We start from the raw sequence: 18,904 nt of genomic DNA, 5'->3' as shown, positions 1-18,904 counted from the left end.
ACAATGAGTTCAGTAAAAGTAGCAACAATCGCTTTATTGGTCGGTGGTGCATTGGGTTTTGGTGTGAACCATTTTCTAATTAATCCAGCACACGACATGTCAGCAATGGCAACGAGTACAGGCGCAGATGTCAGTAAACAGGCCAAGGATGAACCTCTGTATTGGGTGGCTCCGATGGACCCAAATTATCAGCGAGACAAGCCGGGTCAGTCACCTATGGGGATGGATTTAATCCCTGTTTACGCGGATGACTCAAGTGGTGTTAAAGATGAGCCCGGTACCGTGTTCATTGATTCGTCGGTAGAAAATAATCTGGGTGTCAAAACAGCGAAAGTTAAGTTCGAAGCGCTGTCTCCTCGGATTGAAACCGTGGGTTATGTGGCGTTCGATGAAAGTACATTGTGGCAAACCAACGTAAGAGCAGCTGGTTGGGTTGAGAAGCTCTACATCAACGCTGTGGGTGAGAAGGTAAACAAAGGTGATGTGCTTTTCACACTCTATTCTCCAGAGCTTGTTAAAGCACAAGAAGAGTTGATCAGTGCTTATAAAACGGGTCGTAAAGGTTTGATCAAAGGCTCGACTGAACGCTTAATTACCTTGGGTGTTGATAAGACGCAAATCCGCGCTATTACGCGCAAAGGCAAAGCCTCACAAACCATTGAAGTCAAAGCGCCAGCTGATGGTGTCATCGCAAGCCTGAATATCCGAGAAGGTGGTTATCTTTCACCTGCACAAGCGGTGATCAGTGCTGGCCCATTAGGCGAAGTATGGGTTGATGCAGAGGTGTTTGAGCGCCAAGCGCGTTGGATCTCGTCAGGCAGCAATGCGGTGATGACGCTAGATGCCATTCCCGGCAAAGAGTGGTTGGGTAATGTCGATTACGTGTACCCAATCCTTGACCCAAAAACTCGAACCTTGCGCGTTCGTTTGAAGTTCTCCAACCCAAATGGCGAGCTTAAGCCAAATATGTTTGCCAATATTGCGCTGAAACCCATTAGTGATGAAGCGGTTCTTACTATCCCAAGATCTTCGGTGATTCACTCCGGTGGTATGACTCGAGTGGTGATGTCAGAAGGTTCTGGCAAGTATCGCTCTGCTCGTATTGAGGTTGGTCGTGAAGCTGGCGAAAAAATAGAGGTGCTTCAAGGGCTAGAGCAAGGTGAGAGTATTGTCACTTCTGCGCACTTCATGTTGGATTCTGAATCGAGCCAATCAGCGGATCTGTCACGCATCAATGGTGTTGAGGAAGAAGATGAAACCGTGTGGGCAAATGGCGAAATTTCCGATGTTATGCAAGGCAGTCGCATGGTGACAATTAACCATCAGCCTGTTCCTGAATGGGATTGGCCGGGTATGGTGATGAATTTCACCTTTGCGGAAGGCTTAGACATGAGTGACGTGAAACGTGGTAAGGCGATTGATTTTGAGATGAGAAAGACAGAGTCAGGGCAGTACGAGGTTGTTGATTACAAGGTCAACAAACACAAGATCGCCGGCGAAGTTTGGGTAACGGGTGACATCACCATGTTGATGGCAGATTTTGGCATGATCACTGTAAAACATCAGCCAGTCCCTGAGTGGAATTGGAAAGCGGGTGAAATGAATTTCCAAGCCAGTGATGACCTTGATTTATCTGAGTTTGCCGAGGGTCAAACCATTCGGTTTCTAGTGGCGAAGCAAGGTTCTGATTATGTGCTCAAATCTCTCGAACCGACGAATAGCACGGGTGAGGGCGAACTATGATCAATGCAATTATTCGCTGGTCTATTAGCAACCGTTTCTTAGTGCTGGTTGCCACTGTCGCCATCGTATTTGGCGGTTTATACAGCGTTAAAAATACACCTGTCGATGCCATTCCTGATTTGTCAGATGTTCAGGTAATCATCAAAACCAGTTATCCGGGTCAAGCCCCACAGGTGGTCGAGGATCAGGTGACCTATCCATTGACCACCGCCATGTTAGCTGTACCGGGTGCTGAAACAGTTCGTGGCTACTCGTTCTTTGGTGATTCCTATGTATATATCATCTTCAATGACGATACCGATATGTATTGGGCGCGTTCACGAGTGTTGGAGTACTTAAGCCAAGTCGCACCTAACTTGCCATCGAATGCCAAGCCAACACTAGGGCCGGATGCAACCGGTGTGGGCTGGGTTTACAGCTATGTACTGCAAGATAAAACCGGTAAGCACGACTTAGCAGAGCTTCGTAGCCTGCAAGACTGGTTCTTGAAGTATGAACTGCAAACCGTTGAGGGTGTGTCTGAAGTCGCGACTGTCGGTGGCATGGTGAAGCAGTATCAAGTACAGATTGATCCTGCCAAATTACGTGCTTATGACCTAACGCTTCAGCAAGTCAACAAGGCAATCCAAGATGGTAATCAAGAAACCGGTGCGTCTGTTGTCGAGATTGCGGAAGCCGAGCACATGGTTCGTACAACCGGTTACCTCACAAGCATCGAAGATATTCAATCTCTGCCGCTAAAAGTGACGGACAAAGGTACTCCGCTGCTATTGGGTGATATTGCTGACATTAACCTTGGCCCGCAGATGCGCCGTGGTATCTCTGAACTCAACGGAGAGGGTGAAGCTGTCGGTGGTGTTATTGTGATGCGCTTTGGTGAAAATGCCAGTGAAGTGATCGACTCGGTGAAATCCAAGCTCACTGAACTGCAAGCTGGTTTACCTGATGGTGTCGAGATTGTCGCGACTTATGACCGTTCAACCTTGATTGATTCTGCGGTTGAAAACCTATGGAAGAAGCTGGCAGAAGAGTTCTTCGTGGTTGCGATTGTGTGTGCGCTGTTCCTCTTCCATATTCGTTCATCACTGGTTATCGCGCTGAGTTTACCTGTTGGTATTTTAGGTGCATTCATTGTGATGCATTGGCAGGGCATTAACGCCAATATCATGTCTCTCGGTGGTATCGCGATTGCGATTGGTGCCATGGTCGATGGTGCCATAGTGATGATCGAGAACGTTCATAAACACATTGAACGGACTCCGCTCACTGATAAAAACCGTTGGCAAGTGATTGGTAAGGCAGCAGAAGAAGTTGGTGCACCGCTGTTCTTCTCGCTCATCATCATTACCTTGAGCTTTGTGCCTGTGTTCGCGTTAGAAGGCCAAGAGGGCAAGATGTTCTCGCCACTTGCGTTTACCAAGACGTATGCGATGGCCGCAGCAGCCGGTTTGGCAATCACGCTTGTGCCTGTGTTAATGGGTTATTTCATTCGCGGTAACGTGCTACCTGAACATAAAAACCCAGTAAACCGTAGCCTAGTGGCGATGTACAAACCGCTTCTAAACCTCAGCCTAAAATATCCAAAGGTGATGATTGTTATCGCACTTGGCTTAATGGCGTCTGCTTATTACCCAACCAGTAAGCTTGGTAGCGAGTTCATTCCTCCTTTGGACGAAGGGGATTTGATGTACATGCCAACTACGTATCCGGGCATCTCAATAGGTAAGGCTCGTGAGTTGTTGCAACAAACCAACAAGCTCATCAAAACCATCCCAGAAGTCGAAACCACGTGGGGCAAAATTGGTCGAGCAGAGACTGCAACCGATCCTGCACCGTTAACCATGATTGAAACCGTAATTCAGCTTAAACCACGAGACGAGTGGCGTGACGGCGTCACTACAGAGTCTCTGCGTAAAGAGTTCGATGATCTGATTCAGTTCCCTGGTTTGACCAATGCGTGGGTTATGCCAATCAAAACCCGTATTGATATGTTAGCGACTGGTATCAAAACCCCAATTGGGATCAAAATCGCTGGCCCGGAGCTTAGCGTTATTGAAGATATTGGTTCGCAACTTGAACCCATCCTCAACAAGGTTAGTGGCACTGCTTCGGTATATGCCGAACGTGTTGCGGGTGGTCGTTATGTGACGATAGACATTAAACGACGCTCTGCTGCGCGATATGGCTTGAGCATTAAAGAAGTGCAACAGGTTATCTCGACTGCGATCGGAGGAATGAACGTGGGTGAAACCGTAGAAGGGCTAGAACGTTACCCAATCAACGTTCGTTACCCACAAAGCTATCGTGATTCTGTCGTTAAGTTGCAGAACCTGCCGTTAGTGACACCAAACGGTGCGCGTATCGCTCTCTCGGATGTCGCGGATATTCGTTACGAAGACGGGCCTCCAATGATTAAGACGGAGAACGCTCGTCCTAATGGCTGGGTGTTTGTTGATATCGAAGGGCGTGATCTTGGTTCTTACGTGGCAGAGGCGCAAAAGATAGTCACCGATCAAATCGTCTTGCCTGCTGGCTATTCACTGGCATGGTCTGGTCAATATGAATACATGGAGCGTGCGAAGGAGCGTTTGAGTGTCGTTGTGCCAATCACCATCGCCATCATTATGTTGTTGCTCTACCTAAGCTTCCGCCGTGTCGGTGAGGTGATGATGATCATGCTGACATTGCCACTCGCTATGGTTGGTGGCCTATGGCTGATGCATCTCCTCAATTACAACTTCTCCATTGCGGTAGGTGTGGGCTTTATCGCGCTTGCCGGGGTAGCTGTCGAGATAGGTGTGATCATGTTGGTCTACCTAAACCAAGCATGGCACTACAAAAAGCTCGATGCAGAGCAGAAACAACAAACACTTCAACAAGCTGATCTCACAGATGCTATTCGTGAAGGGGCAGGGCTGCGTGTACGCCCTGTGATGATGACGGTTCTCACTGTGATCATTGGTCTCATTCCAATTATGTATGGCGAGGGAACGGGGTCTGAAGTGATGCAGCGAATTGCCGCGCCGATGATAGGCGGAATGGCATCTGCATTGTTGCTTACTCTACTGGTGTTGCCTGCAATCTTTAAGCTCTGGAAACAGCGTGAGATTACCCACAGCCAAAACGAGACAAACAAATAACGTACTGATTATTAGCCCTTACTTACCAAAACAGAGTGAGTAAGGGCGTACCACATGAACATGTGAAACTAACAAATAAATAACTGAATTAATCTAAGGAACGATCATGAAAAAGACACTTATTGCGATTGCACTGACGTTAACTACTGCAACGGCTTTTGCTGAAATGGACCATTCAAATATGGACCACTCAAATATGGATCACTCGATGATGAAGAGTGGAGAGATGGATCATTCCCAAATGGACCACAGCATGATGGAGGATGGAAAGATGGACCATTCAATGATGAATATGGAAGGCATGTCTGAAGTCGGTATGCCTGCGACAGGCGCAAAGCCGGATAAGGTGGTTCATGTTTTACTAAGTGACGATATGAAAATCACATTTAAGAACAAGGTTGAAATTGAGCCGAACGACGTGGTGCAGTTCGTTGTGATGAACACAGGCAAGATTGATCATGAATTCTCGATTGGTTCTGCATCAGAGCAATTAGAGCACCGTGAAATGATGAAAAACATGGGTAATCACGCTCATGACTCAGGCAGTACAGTGACGGTAAAGCCCGGTAAAGCGAAGCAATTGCTATGGCATTTTCATGGCGACAACAACGTAGAGTTTGCGTGCAATATCCCAGGTCATGCTGAAGCGGGTATGCTGAAAAAAATTGAGTTGTAGTATCGATTAATAAAGCGCACCAGACTTATATTGATTAGTTTGGTGCGTTTTCTTGTTTTTCTCGTATTAGACGATTAAGTTTAATAGGTAAATAGAAAAAATTTTTAGTTAGAACAAGTAAGTAGGAGTTTAAGGATGAACAAAACAGTACTCGTCGTTGCCGTATCAAGTGCTTTACTATCATGGTCTAATTACAGCATTGCTGCTAAACCTGAGTGGGCTGGTAAAGGTAAGCCCAATTTAGAAGAAGTCAAAACGTTCGCTGAGGCAAAAAAAGTTGAAGGCGAAATTAACGATCGTGAGAAGCAGCTTGATTCAATGATCGAAGAGAAAAAGAAGAAAGCCAAAAAAAGTAAGAATAAAAAAGATAAGCAGAAGCTAGATAAAGAGCTCGACGATTTGGAAGACGAGAAAGAAGCCCTCGAAGAGAGTAAAGAGAAGCTCAAGGATAAGAAAGAAAAGCTTAAAGATGATATGGATAATGACGAAGAAAAGTCGGGATTAGAAAAGCAGAAAGAAAAGAAAGCGGAACAAGAGCGTAAAGAAGAAGGAAAAGGGTCAGAAAAAGGCCAACAGCAGCGTGAAGAAAACAGCAAAAAGTGGTGGAACTTTTGGGAGTAATGCGAGGGCCTTACATCACCTATTCATTTCAACCAATCAGAACAGCTTTGTGTGACCGCTAAGTCATTGATTAAATGCTGTGACCAGTTAAAGATAAGTCTCAACCTGTCCAGGAATACATGAACTAACTTGTATTGGCTGAGGCTTATCTGTAGCTAGAATCACTGTAGCAAGATAGAAGTTTCAAGCAGATGATGAGCTTCGCCACTGAGGTGTGGTAGCTCTGACATGATCTTCTTAAGCTTGTCGTCGATCGATTCCACTTCATTCAAAGAACGAAACGCAAGCACGGCCTGTTCTGGTTCGCGGCTCACATAACCTTTCAACGTATTAAGCTGAATTTTGTTCGCATTTTCGACTTTTGACAGTGCGATATTGATTGCTTCTATGTTTATTGTTAACTCATTGCTTTTAAACATTTTTAATTATTTTTGGTTGTTGCTAATGCGCGCACATTAACACAACTGCTTTTTTGGATATTGACCAAGATTATTAAACCCGCACTTTTATGAAATCTGAGTTTAATTGAGAAGCACTAGCACAATATTGTTTTGGCTATCCATGCAATTGATTCATGAGCTTGTTCCTTAGTGTTAAACATCACAAGAAATCATAATATTTATTTTTACGAGTCTATTTTTTGCGAATGTTAACGCTCTATTATTGAATCTATTTCGCTAGTTTTCTTGGAGATATGAAACATCTTTAAGGAATAATGATGCAAAAAGGAACGTTATCTCTCGCGGTTGTCATGATTTTATCTTCTGGAGCAACTTATGCAGAAGAGCAGATTAGGAATAGTCACTTTAAAGGCAATATGGATGGTTGGTGGAATGCTGGCGCCAACATAGCAACAGAAAGTAATGAAGCGTGTATTGATATAAAAAACCCAGGAAAGAATTCTTGGGATGTCATTTTAGGCCACAGTGGTATTGGTTTAGAGCAAGGTCAAAAATATCAGGTATCGTTCGATGCATATGCGAATATTGATACTGAGATGAAAGCCTTGATCCAACATGAAGGGCCTCCCTATACGCACTATTTTCTAACCGAAGTAGGAGTGTCCGAAGACAAGCAAAACTATACGTTTGATTTTTTACAAGAGCTTGATAGTGATGCCGATACAGAGTTCCAGTTTCAGCTAGGCGCTCAGAAGGAAGGTATCATCTGTGTAGACAATGTTTCTGTCGTAGGCAAACCATTTGTAAAAGTGGCGACTAAGATGCCTATTCGAGCCAATCAAGTTGGCTTCTTACCGAAATCCGATAAATATATCTTTGTTGAAAACACCTCGACGACACCTTTGAAATGGACATTAGTCTCTCAATCAGGGATCAGCCTTGATCTCGGTAAAACAGAAGTATTCGGCTTGAATAAAGCGTCGGGTGAGCACATTCACCGAGTAAACCTTTCAAAATATACAGACACGATGAAAGGTTTAACGGTCAAGGTCGGCGATGATGTCAGCTATCCATTCGATATTCGAAACGATGTTTTTAGTAAGCTGAAGCTCGATGCGTTGTCTTACTTCTATCAAAATCGCAGCGGCATTGAAATAAAGCCAGAGTTCGTTCAACGTGAGGATCTTGCGAGGCCCGGTGGCCATATGTCTGATACGGCAACATGTTTTGATAAAGTTGATAGTTGGGGAAATAAATGGCCTGGCTGCGACCTGAGTATTGATGCGACCAGTGGTTGGTACGATGCAGGCGATCATGGTAAATACACGGTGAACAGTGGCATCTCAACATGGACGCTTCTGAACTTATACGAGCGAGGGAAGTTCTTAGAGAACAAATCACTTCCTTTTTCAGAGAGTAAAGTAAAAATCCCTGAAGCAACCAATGGCGTTAACCCGCTGTTGTCTGAAGCTCGCTGGAACATAGAGTTCATGTTAGCGATGCAAGTTGACTCTGACACGCCTATCGCTGTTCCTGTTGGTAATCAGTCTGCCAGTAAACAGTTAAAACTTACCGAGATTAACGCGAGAGGGCTGGCATTCCACAAGATCGCGGATGAGTCTTGGACTGGTATGCCATTACCGCCACACAAAGATACTCAGAAACGCTATGTTGGTTATCCGACGACAGCGGCCTCATTGAATTTGGCCGCCATTGGTGCTCAGTGCGCACGTATTTGGAAAGATATCGACAGTGATTTCTCGCAGTTATGTTTGGATTCAGCGACCAAAGCGTGGAACGCAGCAAATCAACATCAAGATATCTATGCTTACGACAACTTCACCGGTTCTGGGCCGTATGATGATATCGAATTGAGTGATGAACGATACTGGGCTGCGGCCGAGCTCTTTATCACAACCAATGATGAGGCTTACAAAAAAGTATTGATTGATTCTCCACACTATCTTGAAGTGCCGAAGGGGAACATCAGTGCGGATGGTGATATGTATTGGCAGTATATTGCGCCTGCGGGCACCGTGAGTTTAGCCGTGGTACCTAACTCATTAGACAGCCAGGTTATTGAACAAGCACGTAAGAACATCATTAAAACGGCAGAATCTTACACCAAGCAAGTTGCCAATGAAGGCTATAACATTCCTTATACCGTAGAAGAGTATTCGTGGGGCTCAAACTCCAACCTTGTAAACCGAAGTATCTTTTTGATTTACGCTCACGATTTTTCCAATGATGTTCGATACATCAAAGCGGCCGCAAGTGCGATGGATTATATCCTCGGAGGTAACCCGATGAATATCTCTTATGTTACTGGTTATGGAACGAAACCTGCTGAGAATCCTCATCATCGATTCTGGGCTTACGCTGCTGATGAAAGTTCACCAAAACCAGCGCCGGGTGCGTTAATTGGAGGCCCAAATTCGGTAAGTTTTAGTGATCCTATTGCCGCTGTGATGAAAGGCAAGTGTGTTGGACAAACGTGTTACAGCGATAATATTGGCGCTTGGACGTTAAACGAGATAACCATCAACTGGAATGCGCCGCTAGTATGGGTTACTTCTGCTTTAGATGAAGGGCAGCTTGATTGAGGTAATCAATTAAATTAAGAATATTCAAAGAGTAATATCATTTGGTATTGCTCTTTTTTTAATACAAAAAATCACACAATGAAGTGCGCAGTTCTAATTGTTTTAGGTTTTGAAGCTAAGAGGAGATGGTGAATCTAAAGGGATATTGTAACTAAAGAGATTTGAAACTAAACAGAAGTTGGAGCGTGCAGCGGGAATCGAACCCGCATCATCAGCTTGGAAGGCTGAGGTAATAGCCATTATACGATGCACGCACACTGTCTTAAGAGTAAGACTGAGCCATCAAGAAGACTGGAGCGTACAGCGGGAATCGAACCCGCATCATCAGCTTGGAAGGCTGAGGTAATAGCCATTATACGATGTACGCACATCGTCTTAACGAGTTTGATAATGCCACATCTAACTGAAAACGAAACCTTTTTCTTTCATTTTTATTCTAAGTGCTCGCATAACCACCACTCCGCTAGTTTTTCAATCATATCTGGCGTTATGAGAGTGAATAAAATGTGACTAAAATCTCGTTAAAAGGAGGGCGAGAAATAATAGTAAATGTCATGCCGTTATTTTCGATAAATCCACCTTAAGTTATAAACCTGCTTTAGTGGTACTCAGTTGTCATAAATCTAATAAAAATTAAGGTATTTGGAGTGTTAACATAAACTGATTTTTATTCGTGTTTCGGCGTTCGTTAATAACAATCTGAATGCATAAATTTAACTTATTAGCCGGTCAAAACATTCAGTAAACTAATCCCAAATGAGTAGAGTTATAGAGACTTCTAAGCCTTTGCAGAAAAAAGTAACGAGTTCAGTTGATAATTCACGCAAAAGCCTCGTCATTCCGTCTGTCGTTTGGTACATTTGCCGCACATTTTGTCTCCCCTAAAATACCCATGCCTTCTCAGTTCCGAATTAACAAAATTGTTGAAATTGGTGATACTCTTCACCGCAGTGGTTGCGCTCCGTATAAGCTTGAAAAATATACACAATATTATGCTAAAAAGCATGGTGTGGATGTGATGATCCAAGCAACGCCAACCGCGATTAATTATCAGTTTCCAGACGATAACAACGCTGTGATTCTAAAGCGTCTAAAGCCTGCTTCAATTAACCTGAGTTTGTTGGCCAATACGATCATTCGTATTAACCAACCGAGCAGTGAGCCTGTACCAGAGCCTGTCGGTTACTCTAAATTTGTGACTGCACTAGCCAATATGGGGATTCCGCCTGCGTATTTGATGCTGGTGGGCAGTACGTTGGAAGCGGTGGGCTTTTCTGCGTTATTGGGTTTGATGGTTTGGGTCTGTCAGCAAGTTCTTCATTCACGTCGCGCTATCGCGGTTGAGTTCATTTCGGCATTGTTAACGGGTATCTTCGTGGCGTTTTTGGCGAGTACAGGCTTGCCGATTCCGGTGTGGGCGTTGTGTATTGCGTCAATCGTTTTGTTCGTCCCCGGATTATCCATAGCTAACGCATTAGAATGTTTGGCGTTTAATGATCTCGTCTCTGGTACCAGTTTATTAGGGCAGAGTGCCTTAACGCTGATCAAGCTGTTTGTTGGGATTATCATGGGTCTCAACATCGGTGAAGCGATATGGGGACAAGCGGTTTCCATCGACTATACCAATGCGGTACCGATGTGGATGCACATATCCGGCTTGGTGTTGATCTCAGTATCTATCGGTGTGATGTTCAATGCGCGCCCTAAAGACATTTTACTTGGCTTGCCAGTTGCGGTTCTTGGCATGTGGGGCCGTTCTACCTCGGTTTTGATAGTGGTTGGGTTGTGGGTACTTGGGTAACCACGGTTCTTATTACTTTGTACGGAACTTGGATTGCCAAGAAGATGGAACTCACGGGCTCAATCTACATCGTGCAGGGGATCATCATTTTGGTTCCGGGTAGCCGAGTATTAGTGAGTGCGAGCCAATCGGTGTTTGAACAATCTATCTTGCCGATCCCGAGTATCGGTTTATCGGCGCTGTTTATGTTCTCTGCAATCGTGGCAGGGCAAATCACCGCTTACTCGATTTACTCACCAAAAGTCGAACGTTAAATTCCGCTTCTCAAATTTTTAAACAAACACAGCTTAGCGGCTGTGTTTGTTCGTTTTAGGTACGGATCTTTTTTAAGACAATTAACTCTTCGTAAAACTTGTTAGATTTATGCTCGCTAAGCCTAACAAGAGCCATTAAAATGGAACAAATTCTATTTAAATGAAGTATTAATGTATGTCTTTACCTCCTTGTCCGCAATGCCAATCTGAATATGTCTACCCAGACCAAAACAATCTAATCTGCCCTGAGTGTGCCTACGAATGGAACCCAGAAGAAGAGCGTTTAGAAAGAGAAGCCGCGCGTGTTAAGGACGTGAATGGCGTTGTATTGGAAAGTGGAGATAAAGTAACTTTCATTAAAGATCTAAAAATTAAAGGAAGTTCTAGCGTATTGAAAATCGGCACTAAAGCCGTGATTCGACGTATCAACGAAGGTAAAGACCACCAGCTAGATTGCAAGTTGGATGGTGGCGGTGAAATGCTGGTTACAGCGAAGTACGTTAAGAAGCAATAGTCGATAATGGGTCAAAATAGCGAGTTGCTCCTGAACTAAATAGCGTAGGAGCCGTCGGAGAATCAACATCATATGGACATTGTTAAAGCTGCTCTTTCGCATTCAACAGCCTTTCATCACTATGTGAGCGCCTGTGCTGAAGATGGGTTAGATATTTACACGGGCATTTCCGATGGCAGTGATGCCTATTTAAAAAGGCGAATCGCTTATTCAAAAGGTGAGGGTTTGCCTGAAGGGTGGACGCCTGCTTCTACTTATTTTTGTTTCGAGTCTGGCTGTATTCTTGGAGTGGTAAGAGTTCGTCATGGTACCAGTCCTTACATTCACGATGTCATAGGACATATCGGATATGAGACGCTGCCGCAAGCCAGAGGGCGTGGTATCGCAAGTCATATGTTGTCTTGGGTTCACGACACGTATTGACCGAAAGCGCTATCATTACCTGTGAGAGGGGCAATATTGCTTCGCAAAAAGTGATTGAGAAGTGCGGTGGACAGTTCTTAAATACCTTTTACTCAGAGCAAGATAAATACGAAGTTCTACGCTATCAACTAAACCCTAAATGAACACTGAAGCATGGCACCTTCCAATTTTCACTTGCTTGTCGTGAGCGAGCTTTTTGGAAATGAACCCGCTGTTGTTTCTTATTCATTGATTATTGTTGGAGATGTTTTGAAGTATTCGACAAGACCCGCTCAGTCATCAGATTATGAATTTCTGTTCGAGCTAAAAAAGGCGGCTGAATTTGAGCCAATCAAAGCTGTTTTTGGCTGGGATGATCAGATTCAACGAGATATACACGCCGAAGAGTGGGCAGAAGAACGGCCTGAAATCATTGAATATCAAGGCAAAGCGATTGGCAGTGTGTTGTTACAAGACAAAGACGACCACTTTTATTTTTGTCGATTCTTCCTACTGCCTGAATATCATGGTAAAGGTATTGGTAGCCAAGTTTTAACGGATTACTTAACTCAAGCAGCCAAACTCAATAAGCCTGTGGCGTTGTGTTATTTACAAGGTAATCGAGTTGGGGAGTTGTATTTAAGGTTTGGCTTCGAAATCACCTCGCAAAACGACCAGTTTGTCTATATGTGGCGTCAGTAAGCCCAAGCGTTAGTTATAACCTCAACGGCACAATGTGCCGTTGTGTTGTCATCGTCACTCAATAGGCAAAGACAATACACCGGCATTGAGTTCGACTTGTTTTAGCCATTCGGTTGGAATTTCGCCATCTTCTTCGTAGAAACACGCCGCTAATACCGCGCCAATCACAATTGCACGCCCGCAGCTGTCACCGCCACATAAGATATTGTCTCGAATACCTTGTTTAAAGCTCTGGGCCCCCGCAATGATGCGAATCAGCAAGGGAAATGCGGCACTCAGTTCACAATGCAATCCGAACTTCTTCGCGGCATCTGTTATTGAAAGTTCGGGATCAGCCAAAGCCATGTCGATTTGGTCGTGTACAAACTTGCTACAGGTTTGTCGCACCATTTCTACTGATTGTAATGGTGAATTGCCTTGAATTGCCGCTTGAACCAATAGGGTGATGGCTTGCGCCCACTCCACTGCTTTGTCGTTATTGTTAGTGACTCGCACCGCACTCTCTACCATGGCTGGCAAAGTGTGAGAGGTGTAAGTACACGCCACCAATGGGATGATCTTTGAGACTGCGGGAAGTTGCGTATCGTCTGCGCCACAGGCAGTAATCGGGGCGTCCTCTAGTTCTAATTGATGGATGTTCAGCAAGCTCATGCGCGTCGCTTTATCAATGTAGCCTTGCCAACTGCCGCCAAAATCAAACCAGAAGCGGAAATGTTGAATATAGTTCGCTTCATCGTATTTTTGGTTTTCGACTAAGCTGTCGACCATCGCCAGTAACTGAGCACCATATTGCGATTGCTCACCTGCGGTTTTACCTTGGTGCGCAAAGTAGCCTTTGTCTTGATAATCGAACCGATTCGGTGAGCGAAATTCAGGCTCAAAACCAGCCACGTGTAAGATCCTCTCTTGGTCATACAGCCAGTGCAGCCCCATTGAAGCTGCGTCTCCAACCAATGCGCCAACAACGGCGTAAAAAGCTCTTTCTTTATGATTGTCCATGTTGAGCAATGTCCTTGAGATGAATCAACGTAGTTCGGTACGTTAAGTATAGTGATTAGGCGAGTATTTTGCTGTGTTTCTAAGAAGAAATATGAAGGGATAAATCCTGATTGGTCAACAGCTTAAACCAATCAGGTGAAATTGATAAGGGCGATGAATAGTCTGGTGAATTCGTATTTTTGATTGGTAGTGTTATTGATGGTTGAGATAGGCACTAGAGCGCTGCTCAATCACTTTGAAAAGACGTGAAAGCGCAAAGCACAAAGTAAAATATACGAAGCCTACAATCAGCCAAATCTCAAAGATCAAACCTGAAGAGTTTGCCATCTCAGTACCAACAAACGTCATCTCTTGGATAGAAATCAAAGACACAATCGACGTATCTTTAACCAAGGAGATTGCTTGGCCAGCCAATGGCGGGGTGATGGCAGTTAATACCTGTGGACCGACCACAAATCGATACTTAGACAATGCAGACAGACCGAGTGAATCGGCCGCTTCCCATTGGCCTTTAGGAATACCTTCTAAGCCAGCTCTAATCACTTCAGCAATATAAGCAGAAGAGAGCAAGCCAATACAGATAACACCAGACGCTAAGTTTTCCCAAAGGTTAGCTGGGCCGAATAGGAAATCTTGAACAGCATTAATCTCGCCGTTGTGCTCACGTAAAATGCTTTCTAAACCAAGCAATGGGATCAGTTGGTTAGAAACAAAGAAGTAAAAGATAAAGACAAACACCAGCGGCGGAATATTACGAACCAATTGAATGAAAATCAGTGCCGGTGTTTTGAAAAAAGCGATCTTTGAGTGTCTTGCCACACCTAACAATGTGCCAAAAGAGAGTGCTAACACCATACTCCATAAACTTAAGCGCAGCGTTGCGATCAAGCCTTGGAAAAAATAGGGAATACTGCCTTGAGAAGGTGGAATAAAAATTAGTGTAAACGCATCTTCCCAGCGCCACTGGTAATTAATACCAACAGCCGAACGATAATAAAGCCAGCCTGCAAACACACAAATGACGGCGAGTAACACGCCATCCAAAAGAGTAAGGCGTTGATACCAAGGCTTCATATGAAAGTTGGGCTTAGGTGTTGTTAATGCGCTAGTACTACTCACGTCATTCCTGTTTAAACAATAATAATTAGTAGGCTGTTTTGTTGAGTTTTAGATCATCAATAAAGCGTCAAGTTGCCGATGAAAAGGCAGTGCAGACAATGCACTGCCTCGATTCACTAGCAAAAGTTCTGATTACTGACCTTGAGCAATCTGGTCTTGCCAATCTAGAGTAGAGAACCAGTACTCGTAACGCTCTTTTAACCAACCATCTTCAGTACGTGCTTTGATCCATTCGTTGAAGAACTCTGCCTTGTCAGTTTCACCTAGGCGAACTGCAAATGCTTCGTTACCTTTTGATAGACGCTCTTCAAATGGAATAAATAGCGTGTCTGCGTTTTTGATCGTTTCGTGTTCTGGTTTCGGGCTAGACGCGATAACCGCGTGTGCGTTGCCGTTCAACACTTCTTGGAATGCTTGAGCATCGTCATCGAACTGTAGAACTTTCGCTTTAGGGAAGGTTTCACGAGCGACTTGAACCGTGAATGCTCCACGACGTGCTGCAATTTTTACGCGGCGAGAATCAAAATCAGAGATCTGGGTAAAACCTTCCGCTAGCTCTTTATTAGCCGCCAGTTGAACGCCAGAGTGCGAGTAAGGTTCAGTGAATAATACGCTTTTAGCACGAGCTTCAGTGATAGACATACCGCCGATGATCACATCGAATTTTTTCGATAATAGAGAAGGGATAATACCGTCCCATGCCGTAGGTACAAATTCGACTTTCCAACCAGAATCTTCGGCAAGGCGTTTCGCCACGTCGATTTCAAAGCCAACGAGATCGCCTTGTTTGTTACGCATCGCCCAAGGAACAAATGTCGACATCCCAACGCGCAGTGAGCCACGTTCGTTGATTTTATCGAGGTTAGGCGTTTCAGAAGCAAGTGCAGGCAAACTTACTGCAAGCGCAAGTAGGGCTGTAATCGCGGTTTTAAATAGCTTCATGCTGATAAATCCTTATTGTGTTCGCCAGTTAGCCCCGAGCTTATGCTCAAGCCAAGCAGCAACGGCAGAAAGTGAAAGTGTAAGAGCAAGATAAATGATCGCCACAGAGAACCAAATCTCGAATGGCATCGCGGTTTCAGAAACGATGTTTCTGGCTTCGGTTGTTAGGTCAAAGATAGCCATGACACTCACAATCGAAGAGTTTTTGATAAGAGAGATCACTTCATTAGTCAAAGGTGGCAAGGTGCGTTGCACCACCTGAGGAAGAATCACATCCCAATAAGTATAGGTCTTTGATAAGCCCAAAGATTGAGCTGCTTCAAATTGTCCTCTCGCAATACCATTTAAACCAGCACGGAAGATTTCGGCGGTGTAAGCACCTTGGAAAAGTGCTAAGGCTAAAACGGCAGTGCTAAAACGATCGAGCCCTAATACGGGGCCAAACACAAAATAGAGCAAATAGATTTGTACTAATAACGGCGTGTTACGAATCAACTCAACATAGCTGGTGGCTAACGTGCGTCCAATCACAGAATTTGAGTTTCTCAATAGCGCTGTCGTTAAACCAATGATCAACGTAGCGATCAAAGAAATCAAAGAGATATTGATAGTAACCAACAGCCCTTCAACTAACTCTGCAGGCCACCATTCGCCATCTTCATAGAAAGCAATATAGTCCGGCACGCGCTCCCATTGCCAGCTGTATCCCATGGTTTGTGCACCAGAATCGAGAATCCAAACAACAGCAGCCACCAGTACAACAATTTGTACTAGAGCGGAAAGGGCGGGTTTAATAATTCGAAGCAACATCAATAAGTCAGGATCTGATTTAGGAACGCTTGAGTACGTTCATGTTGAGGGTTTTCAAAGAGCGCTTGTGGGGTATTCGATTCCACAATTTGTCCTTCATCCATGAAGATAACGCGGTCGGCCACTTGTTTTGCAAAGCCCATTTCGTGGGTCACACACACCATGGTGATACCTTCGCTCGCCAGTTCAACCATCACGTCGAGCACTTCGTTGATCATCTCCGGATCAAGCGCTGAAGTTGGTTCATCAAAAAGCAGCAATTCAGGCTTCATGCACAGTGAACGTGCGATAGCCACTCGTTGTTGTTGGCCACCAGAAAGTTGTACAGGGTATTTGTTGGCTTGTTCTGCTATGTGTACGCGCTCGAGATAGTGCATTGCAATCTTCTCGGCTTCTTGTTTGCTTTTTTTAAGCGTACGAATCGGCGACAGAGTTAGGTTCTCAAGCACAGTAAGATGGGGGAATAAATGAAAGTGCTGAAACACCATTCCGACTTGACCTGGAGTGCTGAACTTGCTTGGAAGCACTTGCTCTAGCACAGAAAGCTCGCCACTTTCGAAGGGTTCTAGCTGATTGATACAGCGGATTAAAGTTGATTTCCCCGAACCTGACGGCCCGCAAATCACCACTATTTCTCCCTGCTCAATATTTAAATCGATATCCTTTAGGGCATGAAAATCACCATACCACTTGTTAAGTGACTTAAACTTAACCATTTCCTTGAGATTGTTCAAATCGTTGTTCATACCTAGTAAAGAGACAGGTTTACCTTACCAATATAGAAATCTGAATGCACATAAAATTAAGGACTTATGAGAATTTAATAGCATCTTGTAGGGCAAATTAAAAAGCAGCGCCTGATTTGGACGCTGCTTGAGGATATACGCAAGGGCAAAGAATTTGGTTCAGTTTCACGGAATAAATTCTTAGATTATAGTGATTTTCTTTAGAACCTTGTTTTCCTTGCTCTTATTTTGACCGCTATTGAATCGCAGACTCTAGAATCTCGCGTGTTTTCTGAGGCGTTATTGCTTTGTTCTCGCCAAGCTCTAGGTAACCGTGTGATTCAAGTTGCGCGACAACACTATCAATCGCAGTTGCTTTGTTTGTTTCGTAACCGTCGAACATCGTTGGAACGTCTAGGCTGTGGTAGAACGCTTCGATTGCAGCAATAGTGCGCTCTGCTAAATCGGCACCCGCTTCTAGGCCAAATACGTTACGACCCATTTGCTCTAGCTTGCCACGCTTCGCTTCGATTTGATTACGAAGTAGTGAAGGTTGAACAATCGCAAGAGAACGTGCGTGGTCTACGTGCCATAGTGCTGTGAACTCGTGGCCAATCATGTGTGTTGCCCAATCTTGAGGAACGCCAGTACCAATCAGGCCGTTAAGCGCTTGGTTTGCCGTCCACATTAGGTTTGCACGCCATGCGTCGTTGTCACGCTCGTCGTATTGCTTACCCAGTACAAGCAAGTTTTTAAGCAGTGTTTCTGCGTAACCGTCTTGAACCATCGCGTCTGTTGGCATTGTTATGTATTGCTCACACACGTGAACCCATGCGTCAACTAAGCCGTTGATCAATTGACGCTCTGGAAGAGACTTCATTACGTCTGGATCCATAACCGCGAACTTAGGTTGTACTGCTGGGTTCATGAACGCCAGTTTCTCTTGAGTCTCTTTACGCGTGATTACAGCACCCATGTTAGATTCAGAACCTGTCGCAGGAAGTGTCAGTACCGCACCAATTGGTGTCGCTTCTGTTACTTGGTGTTTACCCGCTAGGATATCCCAACCGTCGCCGTCGTATTTAGCCGCCGCAGCAACGTACTTAGAACCGTCGATTACTGAACCACCGCCAACAGCGATAATGAACTCTACGTTTTCTTCTTTAACAAGAGCGACGGCTTTATCTAGCGTCTCTTTCGTTGGGTTAGCTTCAACACCCGCGAACTCAATCCAAGCGTGATCCTTCAGAGAAGCGACAACTTGGTCGTAAACACCGTTGCTTTTGATTGAACCGCCACCGTAAATGACTAGTACTTTCTTCGAAGTATCAACCGCTTGGCTGATAGCGTTGATTTGGCCTTGGCCGAAGTGGATAACGGTAGGGTTAACATAAGTAAATTGCATTAGAGATTCCTTGTGTAAAGCTAAATTTGTTATTTTGGTTTATTGCT

At 44.6% G+C, this 18,904-nt stretch carries 14 protein-coding genes, 2 tRNA genes and 2 pseudogenes; 9 read left to right on the top strand and 9 right to left on the bottom strand.

Annotated features, from left to right (window positions below; all coding sequences use genetic code 11):
• Positions 1-3: 3 nt before the first annotated feature.
• The 4 genes from AC3CH3_RS23565 to AC3CH3_RS23550 all read left to right on the top strand — a co-directional run bounded on the left by AC3CH3_RS23565 (position 4) and on the right by AC3CH3_RS23550 (position 6,180).
• Positions 4-1,743, top strand: a complete 1,740-nt coding sequence (locus tag AC3CH3_RS23565) for an efflux RND transporter periplasmic adaptor subunit (RefSeq protein WP_488538592.1) — start codon at positions 4-6, stop codon at positions 1,741-1,743.
• Positions 1,740-4,883 (top strand): efflux RND transporter permease subunit, encoded by a 3,144-nt coding sequence (locus tag AC3CH3_RS23560; protein ID WP_488538591.1) that lies wholly within the window; start codon positions 1,740-1,742, stop codon positions 4,881-4,883. The genes AC3CH3_RS23565 and AC3CH3_RS23560 overlap by 4 nt, the downstream gene beginning before the upstream one ends.
• A gap of 106 nt (positions 4,884-4,989) precedes the next feature.
• Complete coding sequence (gene copI, locus AC3CH3_RS23555; RefSeq protein WP_019825869.1) at positions 4,990-5,559, top strand: copper-resistant cuproprotein CopI; 570 nt, start codon at positions 4,990-4,992, stop codon at positions 5,557-5,559.
• Between the two features lie 135 nt (positions 5,560-5,694).
• Entirely contained in the window at positions 5,695-6,180 is a 486-nt protein-coding gene (locus tag AC3CH3_RS23550; RefSeq protein WP_019825867.1) for a hypothetical protein, read from the top strand.
• A gap of 161 nt (positions 6,181-6,341) precedes the next feature.
• Here AC3CH3_RS23550 and AC3CH3_RS23545 read toward each other — a convergent pair whose 3' ends face one another.
• Entirely contained in the window at positions 6,342-6,599 is a 258-nt protein-coding gene (locus AC3CH3_RS23545) for a hypothetical protein (protein WP_019825866.1), read from the bottom strand.
• Positions 6,600-6,898: 299 nt separating this feature from the next.
• Between AC3CH3_RS23545 and AC3CH3_RS23540 the strand changes: the two genes are divergently transcribed.
• On the top strand, positions 6,899-9,184 hold the full coding sequence (locus tag AC3CH3_RS23540) for a glycoside hydrolase family 9 protein (protein ID WP_488539094.1): 2,286 nt from the start codon (positions 6,899-6,901) through the stop codon (positions 9,182-9,184).
• 179 nt (positions 9,185-9,363) lie between these two features.
• Here AC3CH3_RS23540 and AC3CH3_RS23535 read toward each other — a convergent pair.
• Together AC3CH3_RS23535 and AC3CH3_RS23530 are read right to left on the bottom strand one after the other, a co-directional pair.
• Positions 9,364-9,438: transfer RNA gene (locus AC3CH3_RS23535), tRNA-Gly, on the bottom strand.
• Positions 9,439-9,476: 38 nt separating this feature from the next.
• Positions 9,477-9,551, bottom strand: a tRNA-Gly gene (locus AC3CH3_RS23530).
• Positions 9,552-10,076: 525 nt separating this feature from the next.
• Between AC3CH3_RS23530 and AC3CH3_RS23525 the strand changes: the two are divergent.
• The 4 genes and pseudogenes from AC3CH3_RS23525 (at position 10,077) to AC3CH3_RS23510 (ending at position 12,857) form a co-directional block, all read left to right on the top strand.
• Positions 10,077-11,239: pseudogene (locus tag AC3CH3_RS23525) on the top strand (threonine/serine exporter family protein).
• Positions 11,240-11,414: 175 nt separating this feature from the next.
• Positions 11,415-11,753 carry a zinc ribbon domain-containing protein YjdM gene (locus AC3CH3_RS23520; RefSeq protein ID WP_004731484.1) on the top strand — a complete coding sequence of 113 codons (339 nt, stop codon included), beginning with the start codon at positions 11,415-11,417 and terminating at the stop codon, positions 11,751-11,753.
• Positions 11,754-11,825: 72 nt separating this feature from the next.
• A pseudogene (locus AC3CH3_RS23515) lies at positions 11,826-12,319 on the top strand (GNAT family N-acetyltransferase).
• 106 nt (positions 12,320-12,425) lie between these two features.
• Positions 12,426-12,857, top strand: a complete 432-nt coding sequence (locus AC3CH3_RS23510; protein ID WP_019825312.1) for a GNAT family N-acetyltransferase — start codon at positions 12,426-12,428, stop codon at positions 12,855-12,857.
• 54 nt (positions 12,858-12,911) lie between these two features.
• Here AC3CH3_RS23510 and AC3CH3_RS23505 read toward each other — a convergent pair whose 3' ends face one another.
• From AC3CH3_RS23505 to AC3CH3_RS23480, 6 genes are all read right to left on the bottom strand, one after another.
• On the bottom strand, positions 12,912-13,856 hold the full coding sequence (locus AC3CH3_RS23505; protein WP_019825310.1) for an ADP-ribosylglycohydrolase family protein: 945 nt from the start codon (positions 13,854-13,856) through the stop codon (positions 12,912-12,914).
• Positions 13,857-14,048: 192 nt separating this feature from the next.
• Complete coding sequence (locus tag AC3CH3_RS23500) at positions 14,049-14,975, bottom strand: amino acid ABC transporter permease (RefSeq protein WP_019825309.1); 927 nt, start codon at positions 14,973-14,975, stop codon at positions 14,049-14,051.
• Positions 14,976-15,107: 132 nt separating this feature from the next.
• On the bottom strand, positions 15,108-15,917 hold the full coding sequence (locus AC3CH3_RS23495) for a transporter substrate-binding domain-containing protein (RefSeq protein WP_012600468.1): 810 nt from the start codon (positions 15,915-15,917) through the stop codon (positions 15,108-15,110).
• Positions 15,918-15,929: 12 nt separating this feature from the next.
• Positions 15,930-16,727: an amino acid ABC transporter permease gene (locus AC3CH3_RS23490; RefSeq protein WP_488538590.1), complete on the bottom strand. Its 798-nt coding sequence runs from the start codon at positions 16,725-16,727 to the stop codon at positions 15,930-15,932.
• Positions 16,727-17,473, bottom strand: a complete 747-nt coding sequence (locus AC3CH3_RS23485; RefSeq protein ID WP_017108097.1) for an amino acid ABC transporter ATP-binding protein — start codon at positions 17,471-17,473, stop codon at positions 16,727-16,729. The genes AC3CH3_RS23490 and AC3CH3_RS23485 overlap by 1 nt, the downstream gene beginning before the upstream one ends.
• A 235-nt stretch (positions 17,474-17,708) precedes the next feature.
• Positions 17,709-18,857, bottom strand: a complete 1,149-nt coding sequence (locus AC3CH3_RS23480) for an iron-containing alcohol dehydrogenase (RefSeq protein WP_017109485.1) — start codon at positions 18,855-18,857, stop codon at positions 17,709-17,711.
• Between the last annotated feature and the right edge of the window lie 47 nt (positions 18,858-18,904).

The organism is Vibrio sp. QJM3NY_35 (assembly GCF_057785915.1).
Note: the sequence above shows the minus strand (reverse complement) of the source record. Positions and strands in the feature narration are given on the sequence as shown.

What these genes read in the sequence shown, in the direction of transcription:
- AC3CH3_RS23485 (WP_017108097.1), bottom strand. Translation starts at nt 17,473, where the DNA reads ATGAACAACGATTTGAACAATCTCAAGGAAATGGTTAAGTTTAAGTCA.
- AC3CH3_RS23550 (WP_019825867.1), top strand. Translation starts at nt 5,695, where the DNA reads ATGAACAAAACAGTACTCGTCGTTGCCGTATCAAGTGCTTTACTATCA.
- AC3CH3_RS23520 (WP_004731484.1), top strand. Translation starts at nt 11,415, where the DNA reads ATGTCTTTACCTCCTTGTCCGCAATGCCAATCTGAATATGTCTACCCA.
- AC3CH3_RS23505 (WP_019825310.1), bottom strand. Translation starts at nt 13,856, where the DNA reads ATGGACAATCATAAAGAAAGAGCTTTTTACGCCGTTGTTGGCGCATTG.
- AC3CH3_RS23490 (WP_488538590.1), bottom strand. Translation starts at nt 16,727, where the DNA reads ATGTTGCTTCGAATTATTAAACCCGCCCTTTCCGCTCTAGTACAAATT.
- copI (WP_019825869.1), top strand. Translation starts at nt 4,990, where the DNA reads ATGAAAAAGACACTTATTGCGATTGCACTGACGTTAACTACTGCAACG.
- AC3CH3_RS23540 (WP_488539094.1), top strand. Translation starts at nt 6,899, where the DNA reads ATGCAAAAAGGAACGTTATCTCTCGCGGTTGTCATGATTTTATCTTCT.
- AC3CH3_RS23560 (WP_488538591.1), top strand. Translation starts at nt 1,740, where the DNA reads ATGATCAATGCAATTATTCGCTGGTCTATTAGCAACCGTTTCTTAGTG.
- AC3CH3_RS23495 (WP_012600468.1), bottom strand. Translation starts at nt 15,917, where the DNA reads ATGAAGCTATTTAAAACCGCGATTACAGCCCTACTTGCGCTTGCAGTA.
- AC3CH3_RS23480 (WP_017109485.1), bottom strand. Translation starts at nt 18,857, where the DNA reads ATGCAATTTACTTATGTTAACCCTACCGTTATCCACTTCGGCCAAGGC.
- AC3CH3_RS23545 (WP_019825866.1), bottom strand. Translation starts at nt 6,599, where the DNA reads ATGTTTAAAAGCAATGAGTTAACAATAAACATAGAAGCAATCAATATC.
- AC3CH3_RS23565 (WP_488538592.1), top strand. Translation starts at nt 4, where the DNA reads ATGAGTTCAGTAAAAGTAGCAACAATCGCTTTATTGGTCGGTGGTGCA.